At 71.6% G+C, this 25,034-nt stretch carries 25 protein-coding genes; 11 read left to right on the forward strand and 14 right to left on the reverse strand.

Annotated elements, in window-relative coordinates:
- Window positions 1-143 precede the first annotated feature (143 nt).
- Together ABD327_RS13255 and ABD327_RS13260 are read left to right on the forward strand one after the other, a co-directional pair.
- Complete coding sequence (locus ABD327_RS13255) at window positions 144-1,337, forward strand: PucR family transcriptional regulator (RefSeq protein WP_344450636.1); 1,194 nt, start codon at window positions 144-146, stop codon at window positions 1,335-1,337.
- A 112-nt stretch (window positions 1,338-1,449) separates the two neighbouring features.
- Window positions 1,450-2,919: a serine/threonine-protein kinase gene (locus ABD327_RS13260; protein WP_344450637.1), complete on the forward strand. Its 1,470-nt coding sequence runs from the start codon at window positions 1,450-1,452 to the stop codon at window positions 2,917-2,919.
- A 25-nt stretch (window positions 2,920-2,944) separates the two neighbouring features.
- On the opposite strand, the gene ABD327_RS13265 is transcribed toward ABD327_RS13260, so the two are convergent.
- Window positions 2,945-3,787 carry an oxygenase MpaB family protein gene (locus ABD327_RS13265; protein WP_344450638.1) on the reverse strand — a complete coding sequence of 281 codons (843 nt, stop codon included), beginning with the start codon at window positions 3,785-3,787 and terminating at the stop codon, window positions 2,945-2,947.
- A gap of 71 nt (window positions 3,788-3,858) precedes the next feature.
- Between ABD327_RS13265 and ABD327_RS13270 the strand changes: the two genes are divergently transcribed.
- Window positions 3,859-4,461 carry a TetR/AcrR family transcriptional regulator gene (locus tag ABD327_RS13270; protein WP_344450639.1) on the forward strand — a complete coding sequence of 201 codons (603 nt, stop codon included), beginning with the start codon at window positions 3,859-3,861 and terminating at the stop codon, window positions 4,459-4,461.
- On the opposite strand, the gene ABD327_RS13275 is transcribed toward ABD327_RS13270, so the two are convergent.
- The gene (locus ABD327_RS13275; RefSeq protein WP_344450640.1) at window positions 4,442-5,428 is read right to left on the reverse strand and encodes an alcohol dehydrogenase catalytic domain-containing protein; all 987 of its coding nucleotides are present in this window, start codon (window positions 5,426-5,428) and stop codon (window positions 4,442-4,444) included. The genes ABD327_RS13270 and ABD327_RS13275 overlap by 20 nt on opposite strands.
- Window positions 5,406-6,860: an MFS transporter gene (locus tag ABD327_RS13280; RefSeq protein ID WP_344450641.1), complete on the reverse strand. Its 1,455-nt coding sequence runs from the start codon at window positions 6,858-6,860 to the stop codon at window positions 5,406-5,408. The genes ABD327_RS13275 and ABD327_RS13280 overlap by 23 nt, the downstream gene beginning before the upstream one ends.
- Before the next feature lie 61 nt (window positions 6,861-6,921).
- Here ABD327_RS13280 and soxR point away from each other — a divergent pair, with 61 nt between their 5' ends.
- From soxR to ABD327_RS13295, 3 genes are read left to right on the forward strand one after another with little or no spacing between them, the layout of a single operon-like run.
- Window positions 6,922-7,380 carry a redox-sensitive transcriptional activator SoxR gene (soxR, locus tag ABD327_RS13285; protein WP_344450642.1) on the forward strand — a complete coding sequence of 153 codons (459 nt, stop codon included), beginning with the start codon at window positions 6,922-6,924 and terminating at the stop codon, window positions 7,378-7,380.
- A 43-nt stretch (window positions 7,381-7,423) separates the two neighbouring features.
- Window positions 7,424-8,071, forward strand: coding sequence for an SDR family oxidoreductase (locus ABD327_RS13290; RefSeq protein ID WP_344450643.1), 648 nt, complete (start codon window positions 7,424-7,426; stop codon window positions 8,069-8,071).
- Between the two features lie 34 nt (window positions 8,072-8,105).
- Entirely contained in the window at window positions 8,106-9,890 is a 1,785-nt protein-coding gene (locus ABD327_RS13295) for a carboxyl transferase domain-containing protein (RefSeq protein ID WP_344450644.1), read from the forward strand.
- Window positions 9,891-9,920: 30 nt separating this feature from the next.
- Here the strand turns inward: ABD327_RS13295 and ABD327_RS13300 are convergent, their stop codons facing one another.
- Window positions 9,921-10,499, reverse strand: coding sequence for a hypothetical protein (locus ABD327_RS13300; RefSeq protein ID WP_344450645.1), 579 nt, complete (start codon window positions 10,497-10,499; stop codon window positions 9,921-9,923).
- 166 nt (window positions 10,500-10,665) lie between these two features.
- On the opposite strand from ABD327_RS13300, the gene ABD327_RS13305 reads away from it, so the two are divergent.
- A complete protein-coding gene (locus tag ABD327_RS13305) occupies window positions 10,666-11,013 on the forward strand; it encodes a zinc ribbon domain-containing protein YjdM (protein WP_344450646.1) in 348 nt (115 codons plus the stop codon).
- A gap of 7 nt (window positions 11,014-11,020) precedes the next feature.
- Here the strand turns inward: ABD327_RS13305 and ABD327_RS13310 are convergent, their stop codons facing one another.
- The 4 genes from ABD327_RS13310 to ABD327_RS13325 all read right to left on the reverse strand — a co-directional run bounded on the left by ABD327_RS13310 (window position 11,021) and on the right by ABD327_RS13325 (window position 15,052).
- Window positions 11,021-11,623, reverse strand: a complete 603-nt coding sequence (locus ABD327_RS13310; protein WP_344450647.1) for a dihydrofolate reductase family protein — start codon at window positions 11,621-11,623, stop codon at window positions 11,021-11,023.
- Complete coding sequence (locus tag ABD327_RS13315) at window positions 11,620-12,492, reverse strand: metalloregulator ArsR/SmtB family transcription factor (RefSeq protein ID WP_344450648.1); 873 nt, start codon at window positions 12,490-12,492, stop codon at window positions 11,620-11,622. Before ABD327_RS13315 ends, ABD327_RS13310 begins: the two co-directional genes overlap by 4 nt.
- A gap of 118 nt (window positions 12,493-12,610) precedes the next feature.
- Window positions 12,611-13,423 (reverse strand): SAM-dependent methyltransferase, encoded by an 813-nt coding sequence (locus ABD327_RS13320; RefSeq protein WP_344450649.1) that lies wholly within the window; start codon window positions 13,421-13,423, stop codon window positions 12,611-12,613.
- A 165-nt stretch (window positions 13,424-13,588) separates the two neighbouring features.
- The gene (locus tag ABD327_RS13325) at window positions 13,589-15,052 is read right to left on the reverse strand and encodes an MFS transporter (protein WP_344450650.1); all 1,464 of its coding nucleotides are present in this window, start codon (window positions 15,050-15,052) and stop codon (window positions 13,589-13,591) included.
- 223 nt (window positions 15,053-15,275) lie between these two features.
- On the opposite strand from ABD327_RS13325, the gene ABD327_RS13330 reads away from it, so the two are divergent.
- Together ABD327_RS13330 and ABD327_RS13335 are read left to right on the forward strand one after the other, a co-directional pair.
- Window positions 15,276-15,884 (forward strand): GNAT family N-acetyltransferase, encoded by a 609-nt coding sequence (locus ABD327_RS13330; protein WP_344450651.1) that lies wholly within the window; start codon window positions 15,276-15,278, stop codon window positions 15,882-15,884.
- 215 nt (window positions 15,885-16,099) lie between these two features.
- The gene (locus ABD327_RS13335) at window positions 16,100-16,459 is read left to right on the forward strand and encodes a hypothetical protein (RefSeq protein ID WP_344450652.1); all 360 of its coding nucleotides are present in this window, start codon (window positions 16,100-16,102) and stop codon (window positions 16,457-16,459) included.
- 58 nt (window positions 16,460-16,517) lie between these two features.
- Here ABD327_RS13335 and ABD327_RS13340 read toward each other — a convergent pair whose 3' ends face one another.
- From ABD327_RS13340 to ABD327_RS13365, 6 genes are read right to left on the reverse strand one after another with little or no spacing between them, the layout of a single operon-like run.
- Window positions 16,518-18,005: a sulfatase family protein gene (locus ABD327_RS13340; RefSeq protein ID WP_344450653.1), complete on the reverse strand. Its 1,488-nt coding sequence runs from the start codon at window positions 18,003-18,005 to the stop codon at window positions 16,518-16,520.
- Window positions 18,002-19,000, reverse strand: a complete 999-nt coding sequence (locus ABD327_RS13345) for an aliphatic sulfonate ABC transporter substrate-binding protein (protein WP_344450654.1) — start codon at window positions 18,998-19,000, stop codon at window positions 18,002-18,004. The genes ABD327_RS13340 and ABD327_RS13345 overlap by 4 nt, the downstream gene beginning before the upstream one ends.
- A 29-nt stretch (window positions 19,001-19,029) precedes the next feature.
- Window positions 19,030-19,815, reverse strand: a complete 786-nt coding sequence (locus tag ABD327_RS13350) for an ABC transporter ATP-binding protein (protein WP_344450655.1) — start codon at window positions 19,813-19,815, stop codon at window positions 19,030-19,032.
- Complete coding sequence (locus ABD327_RS13355; protein ID WP_344450656.1) at window positions 19,812-20,618, reverse strand: ABC transporter permease; 807 nt, start codon at window positions 20,616-20,618, stop codon at window positions 19,812-19,814. The genes ABD327_RS13350 and ABD327_RS13355 overlap by 4 nt, the downstream gene beginning before the upstream one ends.
- Window positions 20,615-21,583 (reverse strand): glycoside hydrolase family protein, encoded by a 969-nt coding sequence (locus ABD327_RS13360; protein WP_344450657.1) that lies wholly within the window; start codon window positions 21,581-21,583, stop codon window positions 20,615-20,617. Before ABD327_RS13360 ends, ABD327_RS13355 begins: the two co-directional genes overlap by 4 nt.
- Entirely contained in the window at window positions 21,580-22,728 is a 1,149-nt protein-coding gene (locus tag ABD327_RS13365; RefSeq protein ID WP_344450658.1) for an ROK family transcriptional regulator, read from the reverse strand. Before ABD327_RS13365 ends, ABD327_RS13360 begins: the two co-directional genes overlap by 4 nt.
- A 387-nt stretch (window positions 22,729-23,115) precedes the next feature.
- Between ABD327_RS13365 and ABD327_RS13370 the strand changes: the two genes are divergently transcribed.
- On the forward strand, window positions 23,116-24,408 hold the full coding sequence (locus ABD327_RS13370) for a M20 metallopeptidase family protein (protein ID WP_344450659.1): 1,293 nt from the start codon (window positions 23,116-23,118) through the stop codon (window positions 24,406-24,408).
- Between the two features lie 143 nt (window positions 24,409-24,551).
- A complete protein-coding gene (locus tag ABD327_RS13375) occupies window positions 24,552-25,016 on the forward strand; it encodes a hypothetical protein (protein ID WP_344450660.1) in 465 nt (154 codons plus the stop codon).
- Window positions 25,017-25,034 lie beyond the last annotated feature (18 nt).

The following is a 25,034-nucleotide window of genomic DNA, read 5'->3' on the forward strand; positions in this document are numbered from 1 at the left end:
TCGTCCAGACCTTGGGGGCAACTGGAGACGGATGCACAACCAGGGGCTCTGAGGTGCGGGAAGGATCCTGTGCAAATGCACAGGCTTCGGATAACGTTCGTTACTGGAAGAACGGCCGCTCGGGGGCAGGGCGGAGGCAGAACGTGAACGCTGTACAGGATCCGGCGAGATCCGGCGAGGAGACGTCCGCCGTCATCAGGCGGGTGGCCTCGCGGCTGCTGGAGCGGGTCCCCGAACTGGCCGACAAGCTCCTCACCGAACTGCGCTCCACCGAGAGCGCCTACCGCAGGGTGCCCGAGCACGAGCACCGGCGGGACCTCGAACGCGGCTTCCGCGCGGGCATCGGCGCCATGGGGCAGCCCTGGCGGGAGCGGCAGGACCTCGTCGTCGCCGCCGAGACCGCCGTCAAACGCGCGGAGCAGGGAGTCCCGCTGGACTCGCTGCTGCGCGGCTACAGGCTGGCGACCCAGATCACCTGGGAGGCGATGGTCGACGTCCTGACGTCCGAATACCCGGGCGAGGCGACGGCCCTGCTGCGCGGCGCCGAACGCGTCTGGCACGGGGTCGACCGGCAGGCGGTCGTCGCCGCCGACGCCTACCGGCGGCGCGAGAACGAGCTGCGCAGCCGGCACGCGGAACGCGCGCAGGCCCTGCTGGACGCGCTGCTGGAAGGCCGTGCCGACACCGCCGTCGTCCGCGCCGCGGCGTCGGCGCTGGACGTCCCCCAGTTCGGCGGGTACCTCGTCGTGGCCACCCGTCCCGAACGGCCCCGCCCGGAGGGGGCGTCCCGTCCCGCGGAGGCCGGAGGGCTGCGCCTGCTGTGGCGGACCCGCCCCGACTGCGAGCTGATGGTGGTCTCGCTCGCCGGCGGCGACCCGGACGAGGCGCTGCGGGCGGTGGAGCCGCTGCTCTCCGGAAGCTCGGGGGTGAGCCCGGCCGTGGACGGGCTGCCGGAGCTGTGCGAGGCCCGCCGCCACGCGATGGTCGCCCTGCGCACCTGCCGGGGCGCCGAGACCGTCCGCCTGGACGACCGCCTGCCCGCCGCCCTCGCCGCCAGCCAGCCCGACCTGGCCGAGCGCCTGGTGGAGGCGGTGCTCCGGCCCGTCCTCGACCTCGACCCGCCGGAGCGCGAGACCCTGCTGAACACCCTCACCCGCTGGCTGGACTGCGACGGCTCGGCCGCCCGCACCGCCGCGGTGCTCTACTGCCACCGCAACACGGTCTTCAACCGGATCCGCCGCATCGAGACCCTCACCGGCCGCTCCCCGGACCGTCCCCGCGAGGCGCTGGAACTCGCCCTCGCCCTGGACGCGTACCGCATCGCCGACGCGGGCTGACCACCCGTTCCCCGCTGTCCTGATGTGGACGATCGAGTTGGACGATCACCGGTGAGAAGGCAGCTTCCGGGAAAGAAACGGGATATCGGGCTTCTTATGTGAAGAGGGCAGCATGATCGATGAGTCCGTCGCCGGACGCTTCACCCTGGTGGAGGAACTGGGGCAGGGCGGCATGGGGGTCGTCTGGCGTGCGGCGGACACGCTGACGGGACGCGAGGTCGCGGTGAAGCGGGTGCTCGTACCGTCCGACCTGTCCGACGAGGTGGTCACCGGCGGGCTGGCCCGGATCGCGGTGGAGTGGCGGGCGCTGGCCGCGCTGGACCACCCCCACGCGGTGGCGATCCACGACGTGCTCGAGGAGGACGACGGACTCTACGTCGTCATGGAGCTGGTCGAGGCCGTCTCGCTGGAGGAACTCGTCCGGGAGGGCGGGCCGCTGCCGCTGGACCGGGCGTCCCGGCTCGGGCTGCAGCTGCTGGACGTGCTGACGGCCGCGCACGGCGTGGGCGTCGTGCACTGCGAGGTGAAGCCGGGGAACGTGCTGGTGCTCCCCGGGGACCGGGTGAAGCTCGGCGACTTCGGCGTCTCGGGCCTCCAGGGCGAGGCGCGGCTGACGGGGACCGGCGCGTTCCTCGGCTCGCCCGCCTACCTGGCGCCGGAGCAGGCGCGCGGCCGGCCGTGCACCCCCGTGTCGGACCTGTGGTCGCTGGGCGCGACGCTCTACTTCGCGCTGGAGGGCAGGGACGCCTTCGAGGCCCCGGCGTTCTCCGCGGTCCTCGCCAAGATCCTCGACGGGGTCCCCGCCCGCCCGCTGAACGCGGGCCCGCTGGAGCCGCTGCTGGCCGGCCTGCTGCACAAGGACCCCGGGGCCCGCCCCCGCCCGGAGGAGATCCGCCGGTCGCTCACCGAGGCGGCAGAGGCCCCGCCCCTCCCGCTCGTCCCGTCCCCTCGGCCCGCCCCGGCCGCCGAGCGGCACGCGGAGCCGGACGCGCCCGTCACCGCGCTCCCCGGCGCCCCGCCCCCCTTCGAGACCGGGGTGAGGACGTCCGGCCTGGTCACCGAGACCGTCTCCCGGGTGGCGTGGACGCTGCTGGCCTGCCTGGCGGCCCTGGCCGGCATGTCCTCCCTGTTCGAGGGCCCGCCCACCTTGACCCTGGCCCCGTTCCTCATGATCATCGGAGTCGCGGCCCTGGCCCGCACCGCCTACGTGGTCTACCAGGGCGTGACCGGCGCCCTGGGCCACAACACCCTGGAGGTCGGCCCCCGAGGCATCGCCCTGCGCCGGGGCCGCCACTCGGCCGGCTACACCTGGGAGGACTTGGACACCGTCACCGTCACCGTCACCCGCCGAGGGCCTTTCCGCCGCCGCGCCCTCACCGTCCACCCCACCGGGGGCACCCCGGTCACCCCCGCCCCGCTCCTCCCCCCGCTCCTCACCGGCACCCCGGGCCGCTCCCCCTGGTTCGACCGCAAGACCGGCAACGTGACCCTCTGCCACCTGGAAGAGCTCAAAGCCGCCCCGGAGGCCGTCGTAGAGCGGATCCGCGGCTTCGCCGGACCCCGTTGGGCGGACCCGGGCTGATTCCGCCTCGTCGGGCGGATCCCCGTCAGACGTGGGACAGGGGGCGGGGGCGGCCGTCGCGTTTGAAGGCCTTGCGTGCCTGGGGGGAGTACTTGACGAACTCCGGCAGGACGGACCAGAGGCCGTCGAGGTCGCGGACGAATCCGGCGAACTTCTGGTAGCGGCGTTCGTCGGCGCGGGTCCACCGCAGGCCGAGGATGTCGCGGGCCTCGGGGGGCATGCCGCCGACGGTGAGGAAGCGGGCGACGGCGTTGACGGGGACGCCGAGGACCTTCCAGACCGGGGCGGGGATCCGCGGGGGGCGGGGGAGGCCCTTCTTGGCGTAGCCGACGCTGTAGGCGGCCGTCTTGTTGGCGTCCAGGCGCTCGTTGAGCATGCGCTTCCAGTACTCCTGGAAGGCGGGCCAGTCCTCGGGCATGGCGCGGTCGCTGACGCCGTACATCGCGTACCAGACCTTGGACTCCTCGTAGATCTTCTGCTTCTCCGCCTCGGTGAGGGGGCGCATGAACGTCTCCACGCCGTAGAGCATGTGGTCGAGGAACGTCGCGTGCGCCCAGAAGTACGTCTCGGGGTCGAGGGCGTGGTAGCGCTCGCCGCCGGGCATCGTGCCCTTGATGTCCACGTGGTAGTCGCGGACCTTGGCGCCGGTCTCGGCCGCCTTGGCGCCGCCGTAGACGGTGTTGAGGATGGGGCCGGCCGACCTCTTGAGGCGGCCGAAGGTGTCGTTGAAGAAGACCGAGTGCTCCATGACGCCCAGCCCGAGCTCGGGGAGCATGAGCTGCAGGACGCCGGCCCGGGGACCGGTGAGGAGTGCCCGGTTGTCACCGAAGAAACGCCAGGTCAGCGAGTCGGGGCCGAGGGGCTGCACGGTTCTCCTCAAGTTGGTGGCGGGTGCCACCAATAGTGGTTTCGAAGATCCGGAGCGTCAAGATGGGCACGATGGGATCTACGACACGTCCGTACAAAGGGCGCACCGCCGAGGAGCGCCGGACCGAGCGGCGCGGGCGGCTGCTGGCGGCCGGGCTGGAGCTGTGGGGCGACCACGGCTGGGCCGCCGTCACCATGCGCGGCGTGTGCGCCCACGCGGGGCTCAACGACAGGTACTTCTACGAGAGCTTCCCCGACGTCGAGGCGCTGCTGCTGGCCGTCTACGACCAGGCGCTGAGCGACCTGCTCACCTACGTCGAACGGGCGATCGCCTCCGAGCCCCTGCCGGAGGAGCGCATCCGGGCGGGAATGTCCGTGTTCGTGAACGCCATGGCGTCCGACTCGCGGCGGGCCAGGATCGGACTGGCCGAACCGGCGGGCAGTCCGGCGCTGGAGCAGCGGCGCCGGGACACCTACCACCTCTTCGCGCGGTTCGCCCGGGACTCGCTGCGGCCCGCCGACGAGGAGGCGTTCACCGTCGCGATGCTCTTCGCCCTCGGCGGCGCGGGCGAACTGGTCATCAACTGGCTCGGCGGCTCGCTCGCCCTCACTCCGGACGAGCTGGCGGAGAGGGCGAGCGAGCTGGTGCTGAGCGTCATCCTTCCGTATCTGTGACCAGGACGACCTTGCCGCGCGACGTACGGTTCTCGATCGCGGTGTGGGCCTTGGCGGCGTCCCGGAGGGGGTACTCGTCCACGAGGGGGCGCACCCGGCCCTCGGCGACCGCGTCCAGGGAACGGGTCTCCAGGTCGCGCATGGCCGTGATGGGCGCTCCCAGGATGCTGCCCACGGTGATCGAGCGCTCCACGATGTCCTCCGTCGTCACCTGGACGGGGGCGCCGGCGGACCACCCGAAGATGACGTGACGGCCTCCGCGCCTCAGGGACTCCAGCGCCGTGCGGGCGACGTCCCCGCCCACGCCGTCCAGGACGACTGACGGGGATTCGTCCTTGAGTTCGTGCTTCATCCGCTCAGCCCAGTCCTGCTCGGAGATGTCGACGGGGATCAGCCCGTCGACCCGGTAGCCCTCCACGGCCGCGCGTTTGGCCTCGCCACCGTAGAGGGCGACGACGCGGGCGTCCAGGGAGAGGGCCAGCTGCATGAGCTGGTTGCCGAGACCGCCGGACGCACCCGTCACGACGACGATGTCGTCACCGGTGATGCGGGCCGAGTCGAGGACCAGTTGCGCGGTGCGCCCCGTGCCGATGGCCGCGATCGCCTCGGAGAAGGGGACCCCCGCGGGGAGCGCGTGGAGGGAGGCCGCCGGGGCGAGCGCGTACTCGGCGTACCCGCCGTTCAGGAAGCCGACATGGGCGACGACGCGCTCGCCGATCCAGGAGCCTTCGACGTCCGGGCCGGCGGCTTCGACCGTCCCGGCCACCTCGCGCCCCGGGGTCATCGGGAATCGGGGCGCGGGCATCGTCGCGGGGAAGACCCCCCGGCGGATGTTGGTGTCCACGGCGTGGACCCCCGCCGCCTCGACCTTCACCAGCACCTGTCCGGATCCGGGCGCCGGGCGGTCGACTTCTTCGAGGACGAGCACGTCGGCGGGGCCGAACTCACGCTGGACGATGGCTTTCATGCGGGCACCTTTTCCTGTTGTGGGGAGTTGTAGAAATCTGGTGGTCCTTCGGGACGACCCGGTGGGCCAGGAGGGCCGCCGCCAGCGCGATGGCCGCGGAGAAGGCGAACACTCCGGAGAAGGAGCCCGTGCTCGTGGGGAGCGCCGAGAACGCGGTGAAGACGAGGCCGGCGAGCGCCAGGGACAGCGCCGCGCCCAGCGAGTCGGAGATGGCCAGGGCCGAGGAGTTGGCGCCCCGGCTCTCCGGGGCCGAGAGGGAGAGCGTCAGGGTGCTGAGCCGCGGGTACATGAACCCCATTCCCGCGCCGCCCACCATCCAGCCGACGACCGGAACGGCGGGGTGCAGGCCGAGGGCGGCGGTCGCCAGGGCGGACAGGATCGCGGCGAAGACGAGGGCCGTCCCGATCCGGACGGCCAGGGCGTGGGGCAGCCGTTCGCCCAGCCGTCCCTGGAGGGCGGACGCCGCCGACCAGGCGAGGCCCCCGAACGTCAGGGTGAGCCCGGCGAGCGTGGGGGAGAAGCCGTACCGGTCGGTGAAGAGGTAGGGCAGGTAGACGTCGGCGGCGAAGAACGCGGCGGCGCCGAGCCCGCGCATCAGGATGATGCTGGGCAGCCCGCGCCGGGAGACGAGGGTTCCGGCGGGCAGCAGGGGGCGCACCGCGAGGAGCGCGACGGCGGCCGCGGCGAGCGCCAGCGCCCAGCCCACCCGGGGAACCTCGCCCGCCAGGTTCAGGACGAGCACCGCGAGCGCGGCCAGGCTCGCCCAGACGAGCAGCGCCGGGCTCCTGCCGGAGCCCTCCCCGCCGTGCTCCTTCGCCTTCTCGGGGCCGAGCCCGCCGAGCGCCGGGACCACCATGAGCATCGCCAGGGCGGCCAGCACGACCACGCCGAGGAACACCCAGCGCCAGCCCAGCAGGTCGGTGACGGCGCCGGCGGTGACCGGGCCGACGAGTGCGGGAACGATCCAGGCGGCGGCGAACCAGGCGAAGATCTTGGGATGGAGCTCCTCGGGGTACACCCGGGCGACCACCACGTAGAGGGCGACCATCATGGCCCCGCTGCCGAGCCCCTGCACGAGCCGTCCGGCGACGAGCACCTCCATGGAGCCGGCCAGCCCGCACAGCAGCAGCCCGGCGGAGAACAGCGCGACGGACGCGTAGAGCGGCCCCGTCGGCCCCCGCCGGTCGGCCCACATCCCGCACACGACCATGCCGATGACGCCCGTCGCGAACGGGCCCGCGAACGCGATCGCGTACAGCCCGGCGCCGTCCAGCTCGGTGCTGACGGTCGGCATCACGGCGGTCACCGCGACGTTCTCGAAGGCGGCGAGGAAGGCGAGCGCGCACGAGCCGATCGTGACCCAGAGGAAGGCCCGGCTCAGCACTCCCAGACCGGACTTGCCAGATGTTTCCGGCGTTTCTTGCGAGATCATGAGATGACCGTAAAACCTCAACAGAACTTGAGGTCAAGTTCTTTTCGGACGGAGGATCCCGATGCCCGACCCCCGCTCCGGGCCCGCCCACCCGCTTTCCGTGGGGGAGGTCGCCGAACGCAGTGGCGTCAGCGTCTCCACGCTGCACTTCTACGAGCGTGAGAACCTCATCGAGGCGGAGCGGACAGCGGGCAACCAGCGGCGCTACCGCCGCGACGTCCTGCGCCGCCTGTCGTTCATCCGCGTCTCCCAGCGGGTCGGGGTGCCGCTCAAGGACATCCGCTCGGCGCTGGAATCCCTCCCGTCCGGCCGCACGCCCACCAGACACGACTGGGAGCGCCTCTCCAAACGCTGGCGCGAGGAGCTCGAAAGCCGCATCAAGGCGCTCGAGCAGCTGCGCGACGACCTCACCGACTGCATCGGGTGCGGCTGCCTGAGCCTGGAGAGCTGCGCCTTGCAGAACCCCTCCGACCGGCTGGGATCCGCGGGCCCGGGCCCCCGGCGCTGGACGGTTTCGTGACCGTGAGTGACGGGTCCCTCCGAGGATCTGCGAGTATCGGAGCATGAGCATCGTCATCGTGGGTGGACATGGCCAGATCGCGCTCCGGCTGCTGCGGATGCTGCCCGGCGGCACCGCGACCGGGGTGATCCGCGACCCGGACCAGATCCCCGACCTGGAGGCGCTCGGCCAGGAGGCTGCGGTCTTCGACCTCGAAGAAGGGCACCTGGCGGAGCTGGCCATCCTGCTCCAGGGGGCCGACGCCGTGGTCTTCGCCGCAGGGGCCGGGCCGGGCAGCGGCGCCGTACGCAAGGCGACGGTCGACCAGAACGGCGCGATCCTGTCCGCCGAGGCCGCGCAGGAGGCCGGGGTGCGGCGGTTCATCCAGATCTCGGCGACAGGGGTGGACCAGCCGGTCCCGCCGGGCACCGAGGAGTCCTGGGCCGCCTACGTCACCGCGAAGCGCGTGGCGGAGGAGGACCTGCGCGAACGCGACCTCGACTGGACGATCCTGCGCCCCGGACGGCTGACCGACGACCCCGGAACCGGGCTGGTGCTGCTCACCGACCCGCCCGCCGAGCGCGGCGACATCCCCCGCGACGACGTCGCGGCGGTGATCGCCGAGCTGCTGCGGACGGGCGCGGGCGTCCACCGGACGCTGGAACTGCACGGCGGCGCCGTGCCGATCGCGGAAGCGGTGGCGGCGCTCTAGCCGCCCGCCGGGGGCTGTCCGTAGAGTCGGGAACGTGAAGGGCTTTGTGGGCGCCCCCATGCAGGGGACCGTGGTGAGCGTGAAGGTGACGGCGGGCCAAGAGGTCCGGGCCGGAGCCGCGCTGGTCGTGCTCGAGGCGATGAAGATGGAGCACGTCGTCCGGGCGGAGTACGACGGGATCGTCGAAGAGGTCCTCGTCGAGGCGTCTTGGACGGTGAAGCGGGACGCGCCGCTCGTGCGGGTGAGGGCGGCCGAGGTGGCGGCCGCCGCCCGCGAGGAGGGCGCTTCCATCGACCTCGACGCGGTACGGGCTGACCTGGCGGCCGTCCGCGCCCGCCATGAGACCGGCCTGGACGCCGGACGCCCCGAGGCCGTCCGCCGACGCCACGAGCAGGGCCGCCGCACCGCCCGCGAGAACATCGCCGACCTGTGCGACGACGGCACGTTCACCGAGTACGGCGCGCTGGCCATCGCCGCCCAGCGGCGGCGGCGCCCGGTGGAGGAGCTCATCGAGCGCACCCCCGCCGACGGACTCGTCTGCGGCGTCGGGGAGATCGGCGGCCGTCCCGCGGCCGTCATGTCCTACGACTACACCGTCCTGGCGGGCACCCAGGGCTACCTCAACCACCGCAAGACCGACCGGATGCTGGAGCTCGCGGCCGAACGCCGGCTCCCGCTCGTGCTGTTCGCCGAAGGCGGCGGCGGCCGTCCCGGAGACACCGACACCACCACGGTCTCCGGCCTGGACGTCACCAGCTTCTGGGCGATGGGCCGCCTCAGCGGCGAGGTCCCCCTCGTCGGCATCGCCTCCGGCCGCTGCTTCGCGGGGAACGCCGCCCTGCTCGGCTGCTGCGACGTCATCATCGCCACCCCCGACGCCAACATCGGCATGGGCGGCCCCGCCATGATCGAGGGCGGCGGCCTCGGGACCTTCCGTCCCGAGGAGATCGGCCCGATCGGCGTCCAGTCGGCGAACGGGGTCGTGGACATCGTGGCGTCCGACGAGGCCGAGGCCGTCGCGGCGGCCCGGCGCTACCTGTCGTACTTCTCAGGCCCGCGGGAGGACTGGACGGCTCCCGACCAACGTCTCCTCCGCCACCTGATTCCGGAGAACCGCAAGACCCCCTACGACGTCGCCCGAGTCGTCGAGACCCTCGCCGACACCGATTCGGTGCTGGAGCTGCGCGGGGGTTTCGCCCCCGGCATCCGCACGGCCCTGGTCCGCGTCGGAGGCGTCCCCATGGGCCTCCTCGCCAACGATCCCACCCACCTGGGCGGCGCCATCGACCGCGACGGAGCCGACAAGGCCGCCCGCTTCCTCCAGCTCTGCGACGCCCATGACCTCCCCGTCGTCTCGCTCTGCGACACCCCCGGCTTCATGGTCGGACCCGAGGCCGAGACCACGGCGACCGTCCGCCACTTCAGCCGCCTGTTCGTCACCGGCGCCAACCTGACCGTCCCGCTGATCACGGTCGTCCTCCGCAAGGCCTACGGACTGGGCGCCCAGGCCATGGCCGGCGGCAGCTTCAAGGCCCCCGTCGCCACGATCTCCTGGCCCACCGGCGAGATAGGCGGCATGGGCCTGGAAGGCGCCGTCCGCCTGGGCTTCCGCAAGGAGCTGGAGGCGGCCGAGGACCCCGACGCGCTCTTCGACGAGATGGTCGCCGTCGCCTACGAGCACAGCAAGGCCCTCAACGCCGCTTCCGCCTTCGAGCTAGACGACGTCATCGACCCCGCCGAGACCCGCCGCTGGATCCTGGCCTCCTTCAAGGACCGCCCGCCCCGCCAGGGCCGACGCCGCTTCATCGACACCTGGTGACGGTCACGTCGGGAGCCCGCCCGTCAGGGGTCAGGCGCGGGTGAAGACCCGGCCGATGGAGATGTCGTAACCCCGGTACCTGTAGGACGAGAAGAACTTCAGGGTCTTGCCGGAGCAGCTGAAGGAGGACTTCACCGGGACGAGCGTCTCAGGCACGCCGGTGCGCAGGTTCGCGGCGATCTTCCACTTCTTCGGCTTCCCCTTCTCCGGCCACGTCGTGACGCCGGTGCCGGTCGCGGTGCCGGTCGCGGTCTTGTGCTTCAGGACGACGGTCCCCTTCTTGGAGCCCTTCACCGTCGCCTTGACGCCGAGCTTCTTCCTGTACGTCGTCCAGGACTCGAAGAGGGGCGAGCCGAAACTGGACCCGACCAGCTTCTCCCTCGTGGACTTGTCGAAGTCGTAGGCGAGCGACGTGCGGGTGATCTTCAACCGCACCCCTTTGGCCCCGCTCCCGTGGGTCTCCGCGCCCGACCCCGCGATGATCGAGGTGTAGGAGGTCCCCCGCCACTTGCCGAGCACGCAGGCCTTGGCGGCCCCGGCGGGCGCGGCCACCGTCATCGACGCGGCCACGAGCGCCCCCGCCAGGACGAACCGAGAAGCAACGGACATGCCATCCTCCAGTGCGATAGATCGCAGATCAGTCACCTAGCACCATGCAGAACATCCAGTCCCGTCCGCCACCCCGTCCACGGCCGAAACCGGCCGCGCCGACTGCGCCGTCTGCGACAGCCCGCCCCGCAGGCCTCCCGGCGGAGCCGGGCCGTATGCTTCCCCGGTGACCGCGACGCCGCCCCCCTGCCCCCGATGCTCCAGCGAGTACGTCTACGAGATGGGCGAGCTCCTGGTGTGCCCCGAGTGCGCCCACGAGTGGGCGCCCGCCGCCGCCGAGGACGCCCCCGAGACCGGTGTCGTCCGGGACTCGGTGGGCAACGTCCTGGCCGACGGCGACACCGTCACCGTGATCAAGAACCTCAAGGTCAAGGGCAGTCCCGCCGGCATCAAGTCCGGCACCAAGGTCCGCAACATCCGCCTGGTGGACGGCGTGGACGGCCACGACATCGACTGCAGGATCGACGGCTTCGGCTCCATGCAGCTCAAGTCCGCCGTCGTCAAGAAGGCCTGACCCGGGCTCAGCGGATCCGGTCGTAGGCCATGACGATCTCTCCCAGGTCGCCGGTCTCCTGGCGGGTGAGCGTCCACCTGGCGGCCGGCAGGCCGTCGTCGAACAGCCGCTGCCCGTCCCCGGCGATCTCGGGAGTGATCATGAGATGCAGCCGGTCGATCAGGTCCGCCGACAGGAGGGCCTTGATGAGGCTCGCACTGCTGTTGACGAGGATGTCGCCCGTACCGGTGGCCTTGAGTTCGGCGACGACGTCCGCGACGGGGGCGTTCACCACGCGGGTGCGTTCCCAAGGTGCTTCGGTCAGGGTGGTCGAGAAGACCACCTTCTCCACGTCGACCAGCCACTTCGCGTATCCGCGATCACGCGGATCGGCGTTCTCGTCCTCGGCGACGGAAGGCCAGAACTGCAGGAACCCCTCGGCGTTGACGCGGCCGAGCAGCACCGTCGTCGCGCCCTCCCAGATGCGGGTGAGGTGGTCTCGCGCGACCTCGGTAGTTGCATACCGAACGATCGCGCCCATGTCGCCGGCCCCGCCGGGGCCGTTGTAGCGCCCGTCGAGGGAAATGCCGATGTTCGCGGTCACCCTGCGGCCGGTGGTCTGCCGTGTCACTTCGTGCTCCTCGTGTCGGTGTCGTCGGTGCGGCGGACGTCCGCGGCGAGGGTCGCCGCGAGCCTGTCGAGGCTCTGGCCGAAGCCGATCTCGATGCCCGCGATGAAGTCCGCGGAGTCGACCGTGCTGTCGGTGATCCGCCAGTGGACGTCGAGGTCCGTGCCGGTGCCGGTGCCGGTGCCGGTGCCGGTGGGCCGGAGGTCGAGGTCGACGTGGGCGGTGAAGGCGATGCCGCCGTCGGGGAGCAGCGGGGAGAGCCGGTAGGCGAGGTGCTCACCAGGGCGTGCGTCGTCGACGACTCCCTCCGCGCGTCCGGCGACCGGCTCGGAGCCGTCGGCGTCCTCGGCGTCGCGGTACTCGTGGATGATCCGCCCGCCCGGTCGCGCCTCGAAGGCGAGTTCGGAGACGCGGAGGCCGTCGGGCGTCCACCACCGGGCGAGCAGGGAGGTCTCGGTCAGGTGGCGCCAGACGAGTTCGGGGCGGCCCGTCAGCGAACGGAGGAACCTGAACGAGCGGCCGTCGGCCCACCCCGCGTCCTCTGCGGCGAGCCGCTCGGCGTGGAGGCCGATCCCGTAGCGCTCGTAGGTCTCGAGCGGGCCGCCGGCCCGGTCCGCGGTGTCGGCGAGCCCGCTGAGCACGGCCGCCAGGTCCCTCAGGGCACCGGGCCGGAGCGCGTAGACGCGGCGCTGGCCGGTGCGCTGGGAGACGACGACACCCGCGCGTTCGAGAGTCTGCAGGTGCTTGGTCGTCTGCGGCTGGCGCGCCTCGGCGAGCCGGGCGAGGACCCCGACCGGGCGGGGCCTCTCGGCCAGCAGCGTCACGAGCCGCCAGCGGGCCGGGTCGGCCAGCGCGGTGAGGAGTGCGTCCATGCAGGTGAGTATTCTCCATGGAGAATATTCGTGTCAAGGAATGCTTTGGGACGGCTGGAACGGGGCGGGACCGGCTGGACGGGATCCGCGCACGGGATCCTCCGGCGGACCCGGGAGGTCAGGGTTTGCGGGCGATGCCGCCGTACATGAGCTTCTGGCCGATCGACAGCTCCGCCTCGAGGGGGACCGGGCCGTCGGGGCGCCAGAGGGGGAGGGGGACCACGCCGGGCTCGAGGAGGTCCAGGCCGTCGAAGTAGGCGGTGATCTCTTCGGGGGTGCGGAACCGGCCGGTGCCCAGCATCGCAAGGTACTGCTTCTCGGCGTCGCGGGCCTCCTGGCTGGAGGCGCAGAAGTGGGTGACGAACAGGTGGCTGCCGGACGGGACGGCGTCCAGGTAGGTCTCGACGATGCCCTGGGGGTTCTCGTCGTCGTGCAGGTGATGCAGGATGCCCACCATCATGAGCGCCACCGGCCGGTCGAAGTCGATGAGCCGGTTGACGTCCGGGTCCTCCAGCACGGCCCGGGCGTCGCGCAGGTCGGCGGTGACCACGGAGGTGCGGTCGTTCTCGTCCAGCAGCGCCCGCCCGTGCACCAGGACCATGGGGTCGTTGTCGACGTAGACGACGTGGGAGTCGGGGGCGACGGACTGGGCGACCTGGTGGGTGTTCTGCACGGTGGGAAGTCCCGAGCCCAGGTCGAGGAACTGGCGGATGCCCTGCTCGGCCAGGAACCGCACACCCCGTCCGAGGATCCGGCGGTTGTGGGAGGCCACGTCGTAGATCTCCGGGATCACCTTGGCGATCTCGGAGACGAACGCGCGGTCGACCTTGAAGTTGTCCTTGCCCCTGAGCACGACGTCATAGGCCCGCGCGATGCTGGGCCTGGTGATGTCGATGCCCCGCGAGGCCCATTCCTCCGGTCGTTCGTTCATGTCCCCCACCGCGCACCCTCCGTAAGGCCACCTTTTCGCATGTAAAAGATGATCTTACGGGCATTCCTCTCGAAAATCTCGTGAAGAGAGATTCCCCCTGCCCGCCACCGAGCCTTTTCGCCGAGACCACAGTGGGCGGAAAGAGTTGAACGCGGAGAAGGCGGGTCAGGTGAGGGCTTTGACGGGCTGTTCGGCCGGTTCGCCGGGCCCGTCGGAGGCGGCGGGCCCGGTGGGGGAGCCGGGGCGGCCCGACGGGAGGGCCAGGGTGACCAGCGCGCCGAGGAACGCGGCGGCGCAGCCGATCAGCATGCCGACGCGGAAGCCGTTCTCGGACGGGAGGGTGTACTCGCCCATCCGGATGGTGAGCTGGGACAGGACGACGCCGATGACGGCGGCCGACACGGTGGTGCCGATGGAGCGCATCAGGGTGTTGAAGCCGTTGGCCGCGGCCGTCTCGGACCGGGGCACCGCGCCCATGATGAGGGCGGGCATCGCCCCGTAGGCCAGGCCGACGCCGCCGTTGACGATGGCGACGATGATCAGCATGCCCCACGTCGAACCCAGCAGGACCATCGACGAGCCGTACCCGAGGGCGATGACGAGGCTGCCTGCGAGCAGCGTGGTCTTGGGACCGCGGGCGGCGGACAGCTTCGCGCCCAGCGGTGAGACCGCCATCATCATCAGGCCGCCGGGGGCCATCCACAGCCCGGCGGCGAGCATCGACTGGCCGAGCCCGTATCCGGTGGCCTCGGGGAGCTGCAGCAGCTGCATCACGATCAGGGACTGCGCGTACATCGCGAATCCGACGAGGATCGACGCCACGTTGGTCAGCAGCACCTGCGGCCTTGCGGTGACGCGCAGGTCCACGAGCGGGTCGCCGGAGCGCAGTTCCCACCAGCCCCACACGAGCAGGACGACGACCGCCGTCACGAGCAGTCCGAGGATGGTGCCGCTGCCCCACCCCCAGTCGGCCCCCTTGGACACGCCGAGCAGCAGGCACACCAGCCCGACGCCGAGCCCCACCGCGCCGACGAGGTCGAGCCGCCCGGTGGTCTGCGGGGGCGTGGGCGGCACCCGCCGCCAGATCAGCAGGGTGATCAGCAGGCTCAGCACGGCCGAGCCCCAGAACAGCACCCGCCAGCTCGCGTATTCGGCGACCGCCGCCGCGAGCGGCATCCCGAGCGCCCCGCCGACTCCCATCGACGAGCTCATCAGCGCGATCGAGGGCCCGAGCCTGCGCGGCGGCAGCAGGTCGCGCAGCGCGCTGATGCCCAGCGACACGATCCCCATGCCCATGCCCTGCAGCCCCCGCCCGACGATCATCGGGATCACGGAGTCGGCGAGCGCGCAGACGACCGATCCCAGGATGAGCGGCACGGTGCAGACCAGCAGCATGCGCTGCTTGCCGTACAGGTCGCCGAGCCGCCCCGTCACCGGGATGAACACCGCCCCCGCCAGCAGCGTGGCGGTGACGACCCAGGACGCGTTGGAGGCCGTGGTCCCCAGTATCCGCGGCATCTCGCCGATGAACGGCACCACGATGGTCTGCATGAGCGCCGCGACGATCCCCGCCGCGGCGAGCACGGTGACGATCCCTCCCGCACGTTCCTCAGGCGGGGATGCGTCCACGTGCGTCTCCTCATGCTTCAGGGGCGGCGATGTTCCTTCGCCGTACACATCATGTGGCCAGTGCACAGAATGTGCATAGCGCATAAGCCTGTGACGTGCGCTACCCGCAGCAGAAGCGGAGAACGAGGACGGGGAAGCGCAGGTCCGATCCGACACGAACGGAACAGCGCCCTTGCGGAAACCGATCGGTTGGGCCGGACCGCGCGGCTGTACGGTCGTGGGCATGGATGAAGGACTGGTGCTGAGGACCGAGCGGCTGCTGGTGCGGCGGTGGCGGGAGGAGGACCGGGGCCCGTTCGCGGAGCTGAACGCCGACCCCGAGGTCATGGAGCATTTCCCGTCGGTGCTGACGCGGGAGGAGAGCGACGCGATAGCCGACCGGATCGAGAGCCGCATGGCGGAGGACGGCTTCGGGTTCTGGGCGCTGGAGGTCGCCGAAAGCGGCGAGTTCGTCGGGTTCACCGGGATCGCTCGGACGAGGTTCGACTCCCACTTCACGCCCGCGGTGGAGATCGGGTGGCGGCTGGGGCGCGGGAGCTGGGGGCGCGGGTACGCCAGTGAGGCGGCGAAGGCCGTGCTGGAGTACGGGTTCACCGAAGCCGGCCTGGACGAGATCGTCTCGTTCACCGCCGTCGGGAACGTCCGCTCCCAGGCGGTGATGCGGCGGATCGGCATGATCCGCGATGAGAACGAAGACTTCGAGCACCCCTTCGTGCCCGAAGGGCACGCGCTGCGCCTCCACGTGCTCTACCGGCTGACCGCCGGGCAGTGGAAGGCGTCGCGGACGACGACCGTGAACGCGTCGGCCCCGGTGAAGCCGCTGCCGCGGTAGTACTCCGCCGGCCGCCCGTCGTCGCCGGCGAAGCAGTCGACCTGCTCGGCGATCCACGCGACGCCCATCAGGCGATGACACCCGAAGACCGGTCCGGTGTCGAGGCCGGAACGTCCCGTTCTTCTTCCGAGGGAACCGCTTGTTTTCCGCGCACCGTGCCGGGCACGGGGGACTCGAGGGAAAAGGAACCCGTTGAAAAGGGGGAGATCGTGACGGTGACCAGATTTCAGGATCTCCCGCTGGCGGATCGCGACCGCGAGTGGGACGGGGCCGCCGCGGAGCGGAGGGTTCGCCGGTGGGCCGGGGCGGAGGACTCGCCGAACGCCGCCTACCGGGACGCCCACGTCTGGTACGACGGCGATGAGCCGGACAATTTCACCAGTTACAAGCTGCTCATCGCCGACGTGGTCGACGACCGCCTCAAGGCGGTTCCGCGCGGTGTCATGGCGGCGGGCGGCGTCATGCAAGGCGCCCGCGGCGGCGCCGACATTCCGTCCGAGGACGTGCCCCGCGTCAAGGGGCACCTCGCCCGCTACTACGCGAAGATGGGCGAGGCGGCGCCCTGGGACCGCTGAGCCCCTGCCGGGCCGGGCGGGAGGGGTTCCCGCGGATCCCCTCCCGCCGGTCGGACCGTCAGTAGGTGTCCTTGTCGAGGCCGCTGAGGGTGGGGTCGTAGGTGACCTCGCCGATGTCGTACATCGTGGTCATCCAGTGGTGGAAGTTGTCGCCGCGGTCGCGGAGCAGGTTGTAGAGGCGGGCGGTCATGCGTTTGCGGACCGGGGCCGTCTCCGGGTGCTCGTAGACGTTCAGCAGTTCGTCCGGGTCGGTGAGCAGGTCGTACAGCTCGTTCACGGAGTCCGGGTTGACGACGAGTTTGTACCGCTCTTCCCGGAGCATCCGCTGGGCGTACGGGAAGTGGTGGCCGTGGAACTCGCAGACGATGTCCTCCTGCCACTCCGCCGGCTCGCCCGTGGTCAGCGGGAGGAGGCTGCGCGAGTCGACGGCGGGGGACGGGTCGAGGCCCGCCAGTTCCAGGATCGTCGCGGTGCAGTCCAGGAGGCTGACGAACTCGTCCCGGACGACGCCCTCGGGCTGTCCGGGCACGCGGAGCAGGCCGGCGGTGCGGTAGATGTCCTCGTACATCGCCGGGCCCTTGTCGTGCAGGCGGTGCGCGCCGGTGAACTCGCCGTGGTCGCTGGTGAAGAAGACGGCCGTCTCGTCGGTGAGGCCTAGCCGGTCCATCGCCTCCATGACGCGGCCGATCTCGGCGTCGATCAGCGCGACGTAGCCCCAGTAGACCGCGATGAGCTTGCGGGTGACCTCGATCGGCATGGTGTCGAACGCCCAGTGCGTGCTGTAGTTGCGCTGGACGGGCGGTTTGCCGTGGAAGGTCTCCGCGATCGACTTCGGCAGCTCGACCTGCTCGGGGTCGAACATGTCGAAATAGGTGTCGGGCAGGATGTAGGGCAGGTGCGGGCCGAAGAAGTTCAGTTGCAGGAAGAACGGCGTGCCGTCCTGAGCGGCCTCGGCGTAGCGCTCCAGTTGCTCGATGGCGCGGGTCGCCAGGTAGTGCTCGAACGTCGCCTCGACGGGCTGGTGCAGCCGTGCGGCGAGCAGGTTGCCCGGCCCGCCGTTGGGCAGGGAGCCCCGGATGTGGCCGCTGATCTCGTACGGCGGCAGGTCCCGCTCGGCGAGGTAGGCCAGGTAGTCGGGGTGGTCGACGGGGTTGTGCCAGCCGGGAAGGTCCGGCCCGTCGAACCCGAAGTCCGCGGCGTTCCGGTGGTGCCCGGCGTGCCACTTGCCGATCAGCCCGCAGTTGTAGCCCGCCGCGCGCAGCGCCTGCGGGAAGGTGAACTGCTCGGCGGGGAGGTCCTCGATGTAGCCGACGTTGCGCTCGTGGTTGGCCAGCAGCTTGTGCCGGAACGGGGCCTGCCCGGTGAGCAGGCTGGCCCGCGCGGGCGTGCAGATGGCCGTCGGGGTGTACCAGCGGTCGAACCGGGTGCCCGTCCTCGACAGTTCGTCGAGGACGGGCGTCGCCGCCAGCCTGTTCCCGTAGGCGCCGAGCGTGTCCACCCGGTGCTGGTCGGTCATCAGGAAGAGGACGTTGGCGCGCTGTGTCACTTGCCCGCCGAGGTGAAGAGGTCACCGGTGTAGTAGGTGGCCGGGTCGGTCTTCTCGGTGATCTTGCCGGCGCCGAGGAAGTAGTCGTTCATGCCGTTCAGCCACTTCACGATGGTGCCGTCGGTGGTGTACTTGTCGAGGTCGCTCAGCGGCAGGGCCTGGGAGTTCTCCGAGTCGGCCTTGACCTGCTCGGCGGGCATCTTCAGCAGCTTGGCGGTCAGCTCGACGGTCTTGTCGGGGTTGTCGTAGCGGTACTGGATCGCCTCGCGCAGGACGGCCGTGACCTTCTCGGCCTTGTTCTTCTCCTTGTCGACGACGTCGTTGCCCGCGACGAACGCGGTCGGGAACGACACCGTGTCGGAGAAGTCCTCGTTCTTGGCGAGCTCGACCAGGTCGGGGACCTGCTGCTTGATCGTCGCGATGCCGGGGTACCAGAACCCGGCGGCGTCGACCTGCTTGGAGGAGAAGGCAGAGACGATCGCGGCGGCCTCCAGCGGGACGACCTCGACGTCCTTCTTGTCCAGCCCGGCCTTCTGCAGCGCCAGGGTGAGGATCATGTCGCCGGAGGTGCCCTCGGGCACGGCGACCTTCTTGCCCTTGAGCTGCTCGATCGAGGTGATGCCGGGCTGGGCGATGACGCGGTCGGCGTTGCCGAGCGAGTTGACGGCGACGATCTTGGCCTTGCCGGTGGCGGGCAGCCACATGGCGCCCGGGCCGATGTAGCCGAAGTCCAGGTCGCCGGTGCCCAGGGCCTGGATCTGCAGCGGGCCGTTGGTGAAGACCTTCTTCTCGGCCGTCAGGCCGTGCTTCTTCCACAGGCCCTGGTCGTCGGCGACGGCCAGCAGGGAGGCCCCGTTGTAGTCGGCGATGTAGCCGAAGTTCACCTTGGTCGCCGCGTCGTCGCCGCCCTCCTCGCCGGAGGAGCAGGCGCCGAGGCCGACGGACAGGACCAGGGCGGCCGCGGCGAAGCCGAAGGACCTTCTGCTGAGCTTCATGTGGATCGTTCCTTCTGGGGAGGGGAGGGTCAGGTTCGCTTGTGGTCTTGGTGGTACACGGACTGCCAGACGCGGTTGCGCAGCTCGCGGAACTCGGGGCTGAGCCGGACGTCCTCGGTCCGCGGGTAGGGCAGGTCGACGTCGACGACCTCGTGGATCCGGCCGGGCCGCGCCGCCATCACGATGACGCGGTTGGCGAGGAACACCGCCTCGTCGACGTCGTGGGTGATGAACAGGACGGTGCGCCGGTCGCTGCTCCAGGTCTGCAGCAGCTGCTCCTGGAGCCGGACGCGGGTGAGGGCGTCGAGGGCGCCGAACGGCTCGTCCATGAGCAGGATCGAGGGGTTCACCGCGTAGGCGCGGGCGATCGCGCAGCGCTGCTTCATGCCGCCGGACAGCGTCTTGGGCAGCGCGTCCGCGAACCGCTCCAGGCCGACCAGCCGGATGAAGTGCTCGGCGCGCTCGCGGCGCTCCTTCTTGGGCACGCCGGTGGAGCGCATCCCGAACTCGACGTTCTCGCGGACCGTCAGCCACGGGAACAGCGCGTACTGCTGGAAGATGACGCCGCGTTCGGGGCCGGGCCCGTCGACGGCCTTCCCGTCGACGAGCGCCTCGCCGCCGGTGGGGGTCTCCAGCCCGGCGAGGATGTTCAGCAGGGTGCTCTTGCCGCAGCCCGACGGTCCGACGACCGTCACGAACTCGTGGTCGGCGATCTCCAGGGACACGCCTCCGAGGGCGGTGAAGCCCTCGCGGTCCCTCCCGGCGGGCGGGAAGACCTTGACGACGTCCCGGACGAGGATCTTGGGCGCGCTCAACGGGTCTCCTGCCAGCGGGTGAGTCTGCCGCCGGCCAGCTGCAGGAGCTTGTCCATGAGCAGGCCGAGGACGCCGATCGAGATCACGCCCACGAAGATCGTCGGAAGGTCGTAGTAGAGCTGGGCGTTCTGCATCCGGTAGCCCAGGCCCTGCTGGGCGGCGAGCAGTTCGGACGCCACCAGCGTCGCCCAGGCCGAGCCGAGGCCGACGCGCATGCCGACCAGGATGAACGGCGTGGACGCGGGGACGACCACCCGCAGGAAGATCGCCGCGTCCTTCGCGCCGAGCACCCGGGCCGCGTTGATCATCGTCTTGTCGACGTCGACGACGCCCTGGTAGGTGGAGATGACGCAGGACAGGAAGGCGGCGAGGAAGATGACGAAGATCTTCGGGGTCTCGCCGATGCCCAGCATCACCAGCACCAGCGGCAGCATCGCCAGCGGCGGGATGGTCCGGAAGAACTGGATCCACGGCTCGAACAGGCCCCGGGCGACGGTGTACCAGCCCATCAGGAACCCGACGACGACCGCGGCGGCCGAGCCGAGGAAGAAGCCGGCGAGGACCCGCTTGAGGGACGCCAGGACGTCGCCCTGGAGCGTTCCGTCGGCCAGCAGCTCCCAGCCCCGGGAGACGACCTCCGGCGGGGTCGGGAACTGGAACCCGTTGACCGACAGGATCCACCAGAGGCCGATGCCCAGGGCGATCGAGACGACGTTGAGCGGCAGCAGCGTCCGGCGCGGACGGGCCGCGCGGGCCGCGGCCTTCGGCGGCTCCTTCGTCACGGGCGGCGCGGTGACGCTCACACGGGTGCTCCGATCGTGAGGGTGCGCAGCTCGTGGGCGCCGTCGGCACGGGTGATCTCGTAGTACAGGCGCAGGGCGCCGCCCTCGGGGACGACGTCGACGTAGCGGACGGAGCCGGTGCCCGACGGCGCGACGACGGCGGGGCCGTCCGGGGTGAGCCGCTCCCAGGAGAGGAGGTCCTTGGAGAAGACGAAACCGGTCTTCTCCTCGTAGTTGCGGGTGTGGTCGGACTCGCCGTCGTAGAAGCCGTAGAAGCCCTCGGGGGTCTCGATCACGCTGTTGAGGCGCGCGGCCCAGCTGTCCCAGCCGTCGCCGGGGCGCAGGACGACGCCCTTCCACTCCCAGGTGGCGCCGTCGTCGGGGCTGACCGCCAGCGCGGACACCGAGCGGGACAGGCCGGTGTTGTAGATGTCGGCGGTGCCGTGCGCGGCGCCGCGCTCGTCCTCGGAGAAGGTGCCCTCGGCGGCGCTGATCAGCATGACCAGCCGGCCGTCGGAGGTCCGCACGACCCGCGGGTCCTTGACGCCCTCGGTGCCGGTGCCGGCCGCGGTGAAGACGGGGCGGCGGGCCGCGACGTCGAAGGCCTCGGGGGAGGCGGCCTCGACCACGTCGATGCGCCACCGGTTGTCGGCGGGGTCCACGTAGCTGATGTAGAGCTGGTAGACGCCGTCGGCGCGGCGGTGCAGGCAGAACCGCTCCATGGACGAGGTGCCGAGCTCGCCCTTCTCGACGCTCCACACGTCCTGGAAGTCGACGCCGTTCTCGCTGACCGCGACGGCGCAGCGCCAGCCGCGCTCGGTGGCGGCCTCGCCGCGCGGGCGGCGCTGCCGGTAGGTCAGCAGGTAGCGGCCCTCCTCGGCCAGCACGCTGGCGCAGCCCACCCAGTAACCGGGTTCGTCGCGCTCGGGCGTCAGTACGGTGGCGCCCTGCTCGGGGTCGAACGTGGGCAGCGTGGCGGTGGTCATGCGCGGTCCTTTCTGACGGGGTCGGGGTAGCCGCTGAGCAGCGGCGACTCGTGGGAGACGAGGGCGAGGGCGCCGAGCGCGCCGACCTCGTCGCCGAGGCTCGCCGGGTGCAGCCGCAGTCCGTGGTGGAGCGCGGGGGACAGGTGGAGGTGGAGAGCGGCCTCGGCGGACTCGAGGACGGCGGGCGCGACCTCCCCGGCGACGATGATCCGTTCGGGGCTGAGGGTCGCGCAGACCCCGGCGAGCGCGATGCCGAGGGCGCGTCCGGCCCGGTCGAAGGCGGCGCGGGCGGCGGGGTCCCCGGCCTCTCGCGCGGCGAGCGCCTCGGGAAGGTCCGGCTGCCCGGCGGCGCGCAGGATCGCGGGGATGGAGGCGTAGGTCTCCAGGCACCCCCGGCCGCCGCACGGGCAGGGCAGTCCGTCGGCGTCCACGGAGCCGACCGGGACGTGCCCGATCTCGCCCGCGGTGCCGCGCGCCCCGCGCAGCAGCCGCCCTCCGACGACGACGCCTCCGCCGATGCCGTGCGACAGCCGGACGTACACCACGTCGGAGCAGCCGTTCCCGGCGCCGCGCAGCACCTCGGCGAGCGCGGCCAGCCGGGTGTTGTTGTCGACGAGGACGGGCACGCCCCACCGCTCGGTCAGGCGCTCGACGACGAGTTCGCTCTCGCGCTTCCGGGAGTCCCCGGCGCCGGTCACCCCGACGCCGATGCCCTGCAGCGCGCCGAGGTCGGCGCGCAGGGAGTCGACGAGGGCGACGGCCAGCTCCAGCCGCCGGCCCCAGGAGGTGGTCCGGGCGTACCCGCGGGTCGCCGTGCCGACGATCTCCTGGGCGGCGTTCGCCACCGCGACGTGCACCCGCTGGTGCCCGAAGTCCAGCCCGACGGTCTGCCCCGCCAGCGGGTTGAGCGTGAGCACCTCGGCGGGCCGCCCGGGCCCCCGCCGCGTGGCGTCGGGGGTGGTCGCCACCACGGCGCCGCGCGCTTGCAGGGCCCCCACGATGTCCGAGAGCGTCGATCGCGACAGCCCCGACAGCGTGCCCAGCCGCCCCCGGCTCAGCGCCCCGTGCTCGCCCAGCAGCCGCAGCACGCGCTCCTCGTGCCCGCGCCGGACCAGCTCCAGCACCCCTGGCTCGGGACCGGGCATCGCCACCGCCTCACTTTTGCCTGACCTCCGGAGAAAATACTCCCTGATGGAAGAGGAGGCTAGCCCTAGACAAGTCCTATTTACAAACTTGATTAGTAGGAAATCTGGTGAGCTGTGCCACAGGAACCAGGTGGATCATGCCGCTTCGGAAACGGGAGGAGTCCTCTGAAACCGTCCCTCGGCGTGCCGCACCGCCCGCGGCGGTCCGGGCCGCCCACCCGGATGATCTCCGCCGGGCCGGTCGAGGCTCCCGATCCGAGATGAGACCTGTGGGTGAGCCCGCGGATGGCTCTCCGGCGTGTGGACCGCCCTACAGGCCGCTTCGTAGCTTCTGGATCACACGTACTCGCCCGATCGCAGCAGCCGCCCCCCACCACTGGAGAAGAAGTGCCGCAGCCGAAGAAGCACGCCCTCACCCGTCGAGCCCTGCTCGGCGGCACCGTGATGACCGGCGCGGGAGCCGTCCTGGCCTCCGCCGCCCCCGCCCTCGCCGGAGGCGGCGGGCCGGTGAATCAGAAGGAGATAGACGCCGTAGCGGCGCGGTTCGACCTCGAACTGGTCGCGCTGCGCCGTCGCATTCACCACCGCCCCGAGCTCGCGGGGGAGGAGCGCCGCACCGCCGACACGGTGGCGAGCCGGCTCCGCGCAGCGGGCCTCACCGTGGCCGGAGGGGTCGGCGGGCACGGAGTCGTCGGCGTCCTCGAAGGCGCACGTCCCGGCCGGACGGTCGCGTACCGCGCGGACATGGACGCGGTGCCGGCGAAAGACCAGGTCGGTGGCGGCACCGAAGCCGCGCACCTGTGCGGGCACGACCTGCACACCACGGTGGGAGTCGGAGTCGCGCAGGTCCTGGCGCGGTTGCGGCACAGGCTCGACGGCAGGCTGGTCCTCTTCTTCCAACCCGCCGAGGAGACCCTGTCGGGCGCCCGTGCGATGCTCGACGACGGCGTGCTGGAGAGGTACCGGCCCCGGGAGATCCACGCCCTGCACTGCGGCCCGTTCCCCGTCGGTCAGTTCGCCGTCACCCCCGGCACTGGGCTGCCGGGCCAGGATCGCGCCGCAGTCGTCCTGCGGGGGCCCGACGCGGCGGAGCGGGCACAGCGGCTCGCGGCCGCGATCAACGGGCTCGGCACGGTGACGTCCCCCGAGACGTCCGCGGACTTCGAGCGGCTGATCCGCGACGTCCAGACCCCTGACGGGCCGCTGGCCCGGTTCGTCTTCGTCCGCGCCCGGACGGGAGAGGCCGACGCCGAAGGCCGGGTCAAGGTGGAGGCGTCCTACCGGTGCTGGCCCGAGGAGCGGTACGTCGAGGTCCGCGACGAGATCCAGCGCCTCGCCGGGCAGCACCCCGGCCACGAGGTGAGCTTCCCCGCCGACCCGTTCCCCGCCATGGTCTGCCCGGAGAGGGAGGCCAGGGCCCTGGAACGGCACCTGCGCCGCACTCTCGGCCCGGACGCCGTCACGACGATGCACGCCGCGATCCCGTTCAGCGGTGAGGACTACTCGCTGTTCCTGGACCGGCTGCCCGGCACCTACACGTTCCTCGGCGTCCGCGCCCCCGACGCCGACATCACCGAGAGCTACCCCCACCTCGGCGGTTTCGTCCCGGACGAGCGCGCCATCGGCGTCGGCGTCCGCGCGATGGCGGGCTGGCTGGCCGACCGCATGTCGGCGAACTGACCGGAAGCCGACGGCCCCGCCCGGCTCACAGGTCCCGGCGACCGCCGCCGGAAGACCTCTCAGAGACTTCACACCCGTCCTTCAGGCGGGCCGGCCCGAACCGGTGGCCGTTCCACGGCATCCGAAGAGGAGGGGAGGACGACTTGGCGCCGAGTGCTGGACCGAGGCCTCATGGCCGGTTCCCGCGGCGGCGGGTCGTCGCGGTGATCGTGCCGCTGCTCTGCGTCGCGGCGGCCGTCGGCCTGTACCACCGGGCCGGACGCCTGCTGAGCTCCGGCTGCGTCGTCCGCGTCGTGTCCCAGGCTCCGTCTCCGGACGGGGAGCGGCGGGCGTTCGTCCACGACTACGACTGCGGCGCCACCTCGAGCGCCGCGACCCACGTGTCGGTGCTGCCCGCAGACGAGCGCCCGGAGGAACCCGGCAACGTCCTCGTCGTCGACCACGGCCACGAACCGGTTCCCCCTGGAACCAAGGGAGGCCCCCACGTCACCGTCGCCTGGACCACCGCCGACCGGCTCAAGGTGACCCGCCCCGCCGGGGCACGGGTGTTCCGGGCCGAGCCCGGATCGGACGGGGTGACGATCGGCCACGTCCTCGCCCCCGGGTGACAGCGGGGTCACCTGCTC

The sequence above is a fragment of the Actinocorallia aurantiaca genome (genome assembly GCF_039533685.1).
In the GTDB taxonomy this organism is placed as follows: domain Bacteria; phylum Actinomycetota; class Actinomycetes; order Streptosporangiales; family Streptosporangiaceae; genus Actinocorallia; species Actinocorallia aurantiaca.

Excerpts from the sequence above, each read along its gene's own strand:
- ABD327_RS13260 (WP_344450637.1), top strand. The coding sequence starts at position 1,450 with ATGATCGATGAGTCCGTCGCCGGACGCTTCACCCTGGTGGAGGAACTG.
- ABD327_RS13270 (WP_344450639.1), top strand. The coding sequence starts at position 3,859 with ATGGGATCTACGACACGTCCGTACAAAGGGCGCACCGCCGAGGAGCGC.
- ABD327_RS13275 (WP_344450640.1), bottom strand. The coding sequence starts at position 5,428 with ATGAAAGCCATCGTCCAGCGTGAGTTCGGCCCCGCCGACGTGCTCGTC.
- ABD327_RS13280 (WP_344450641.1), bottom strand. The coding sequence starts at position 6,860 with ATGATCTCGCAAGAAACGCCGGAAACATCTGGCAAGTCCGGTCTGGGA.
- soxR (WP_344450642.1), top strand. The coding sequence starts at position 6,922 with ATGCCCGACCCCCGCTCCGGGCCCGCCCACCCGCTTTCCGTGGGGGAG.
- ABD327_RS13290 (WP_344450643.1), top strand. The coding sequence starts at position 7,424 with ATGAGCATCGTCATCGTGGGTGGACATGGCCAGATCGCGCTCCGGCTG.
- ABD327_RS13300 (WP_344450645.1), bottom strand. The coding sequence starts at position 10,499 with ATGTCCGTTGCTTCTCGGTTCGTCCTGGCGGGGGCGCTCGTGGCCGCG.
- ABD327_RS13315 (WP_344450648.1), bottom strand. The coding sequence starts at position 12,492 with ATGGACGCACTCCTCACCGCGCTGGCCGACCCGGCCCGCTGGCGGCTC.
- ABD327_RS13320 (WP_344450649.1), bottom strand. The coding sequence starts at position 13,423 with ATGAACGAACGACCGGAGGAATGGGCCTCGCGGGGCATCGACATCACC.
- ABD327_RS13330 (WP_344450651.1), top strand. The coding sequence starts at position 15,276 with ATGGATGAAGGACTGGTGCTGAGGACCGAGCGGCTGCTGGTGCGGCGG.
- ABD327_RS13345 (WP_344450654.1), bottom strand. The coding sequence starts at position 19,000 with ATGAAGCTCAGCAGAAGGTCCTTCGGCTTCGCCGCGGCCGCCCTGGTC.
- ABD327_RS13360 (WP_344450657.1), bottom strand. The coding sequence starts at position 21,583 with ATGACCACCGCCACGCTGCCCACGTTCGACCCCGAGCAGGGCGCCACC.
- ABD327_RS13365 (WP_344450658.1), bottom strand. The coding sequence starts at position 22,728 with ATGCCCGGTCCCGAGCCAGGGGTGCTGGAGCTGGTCCGGCGCGGGCAC.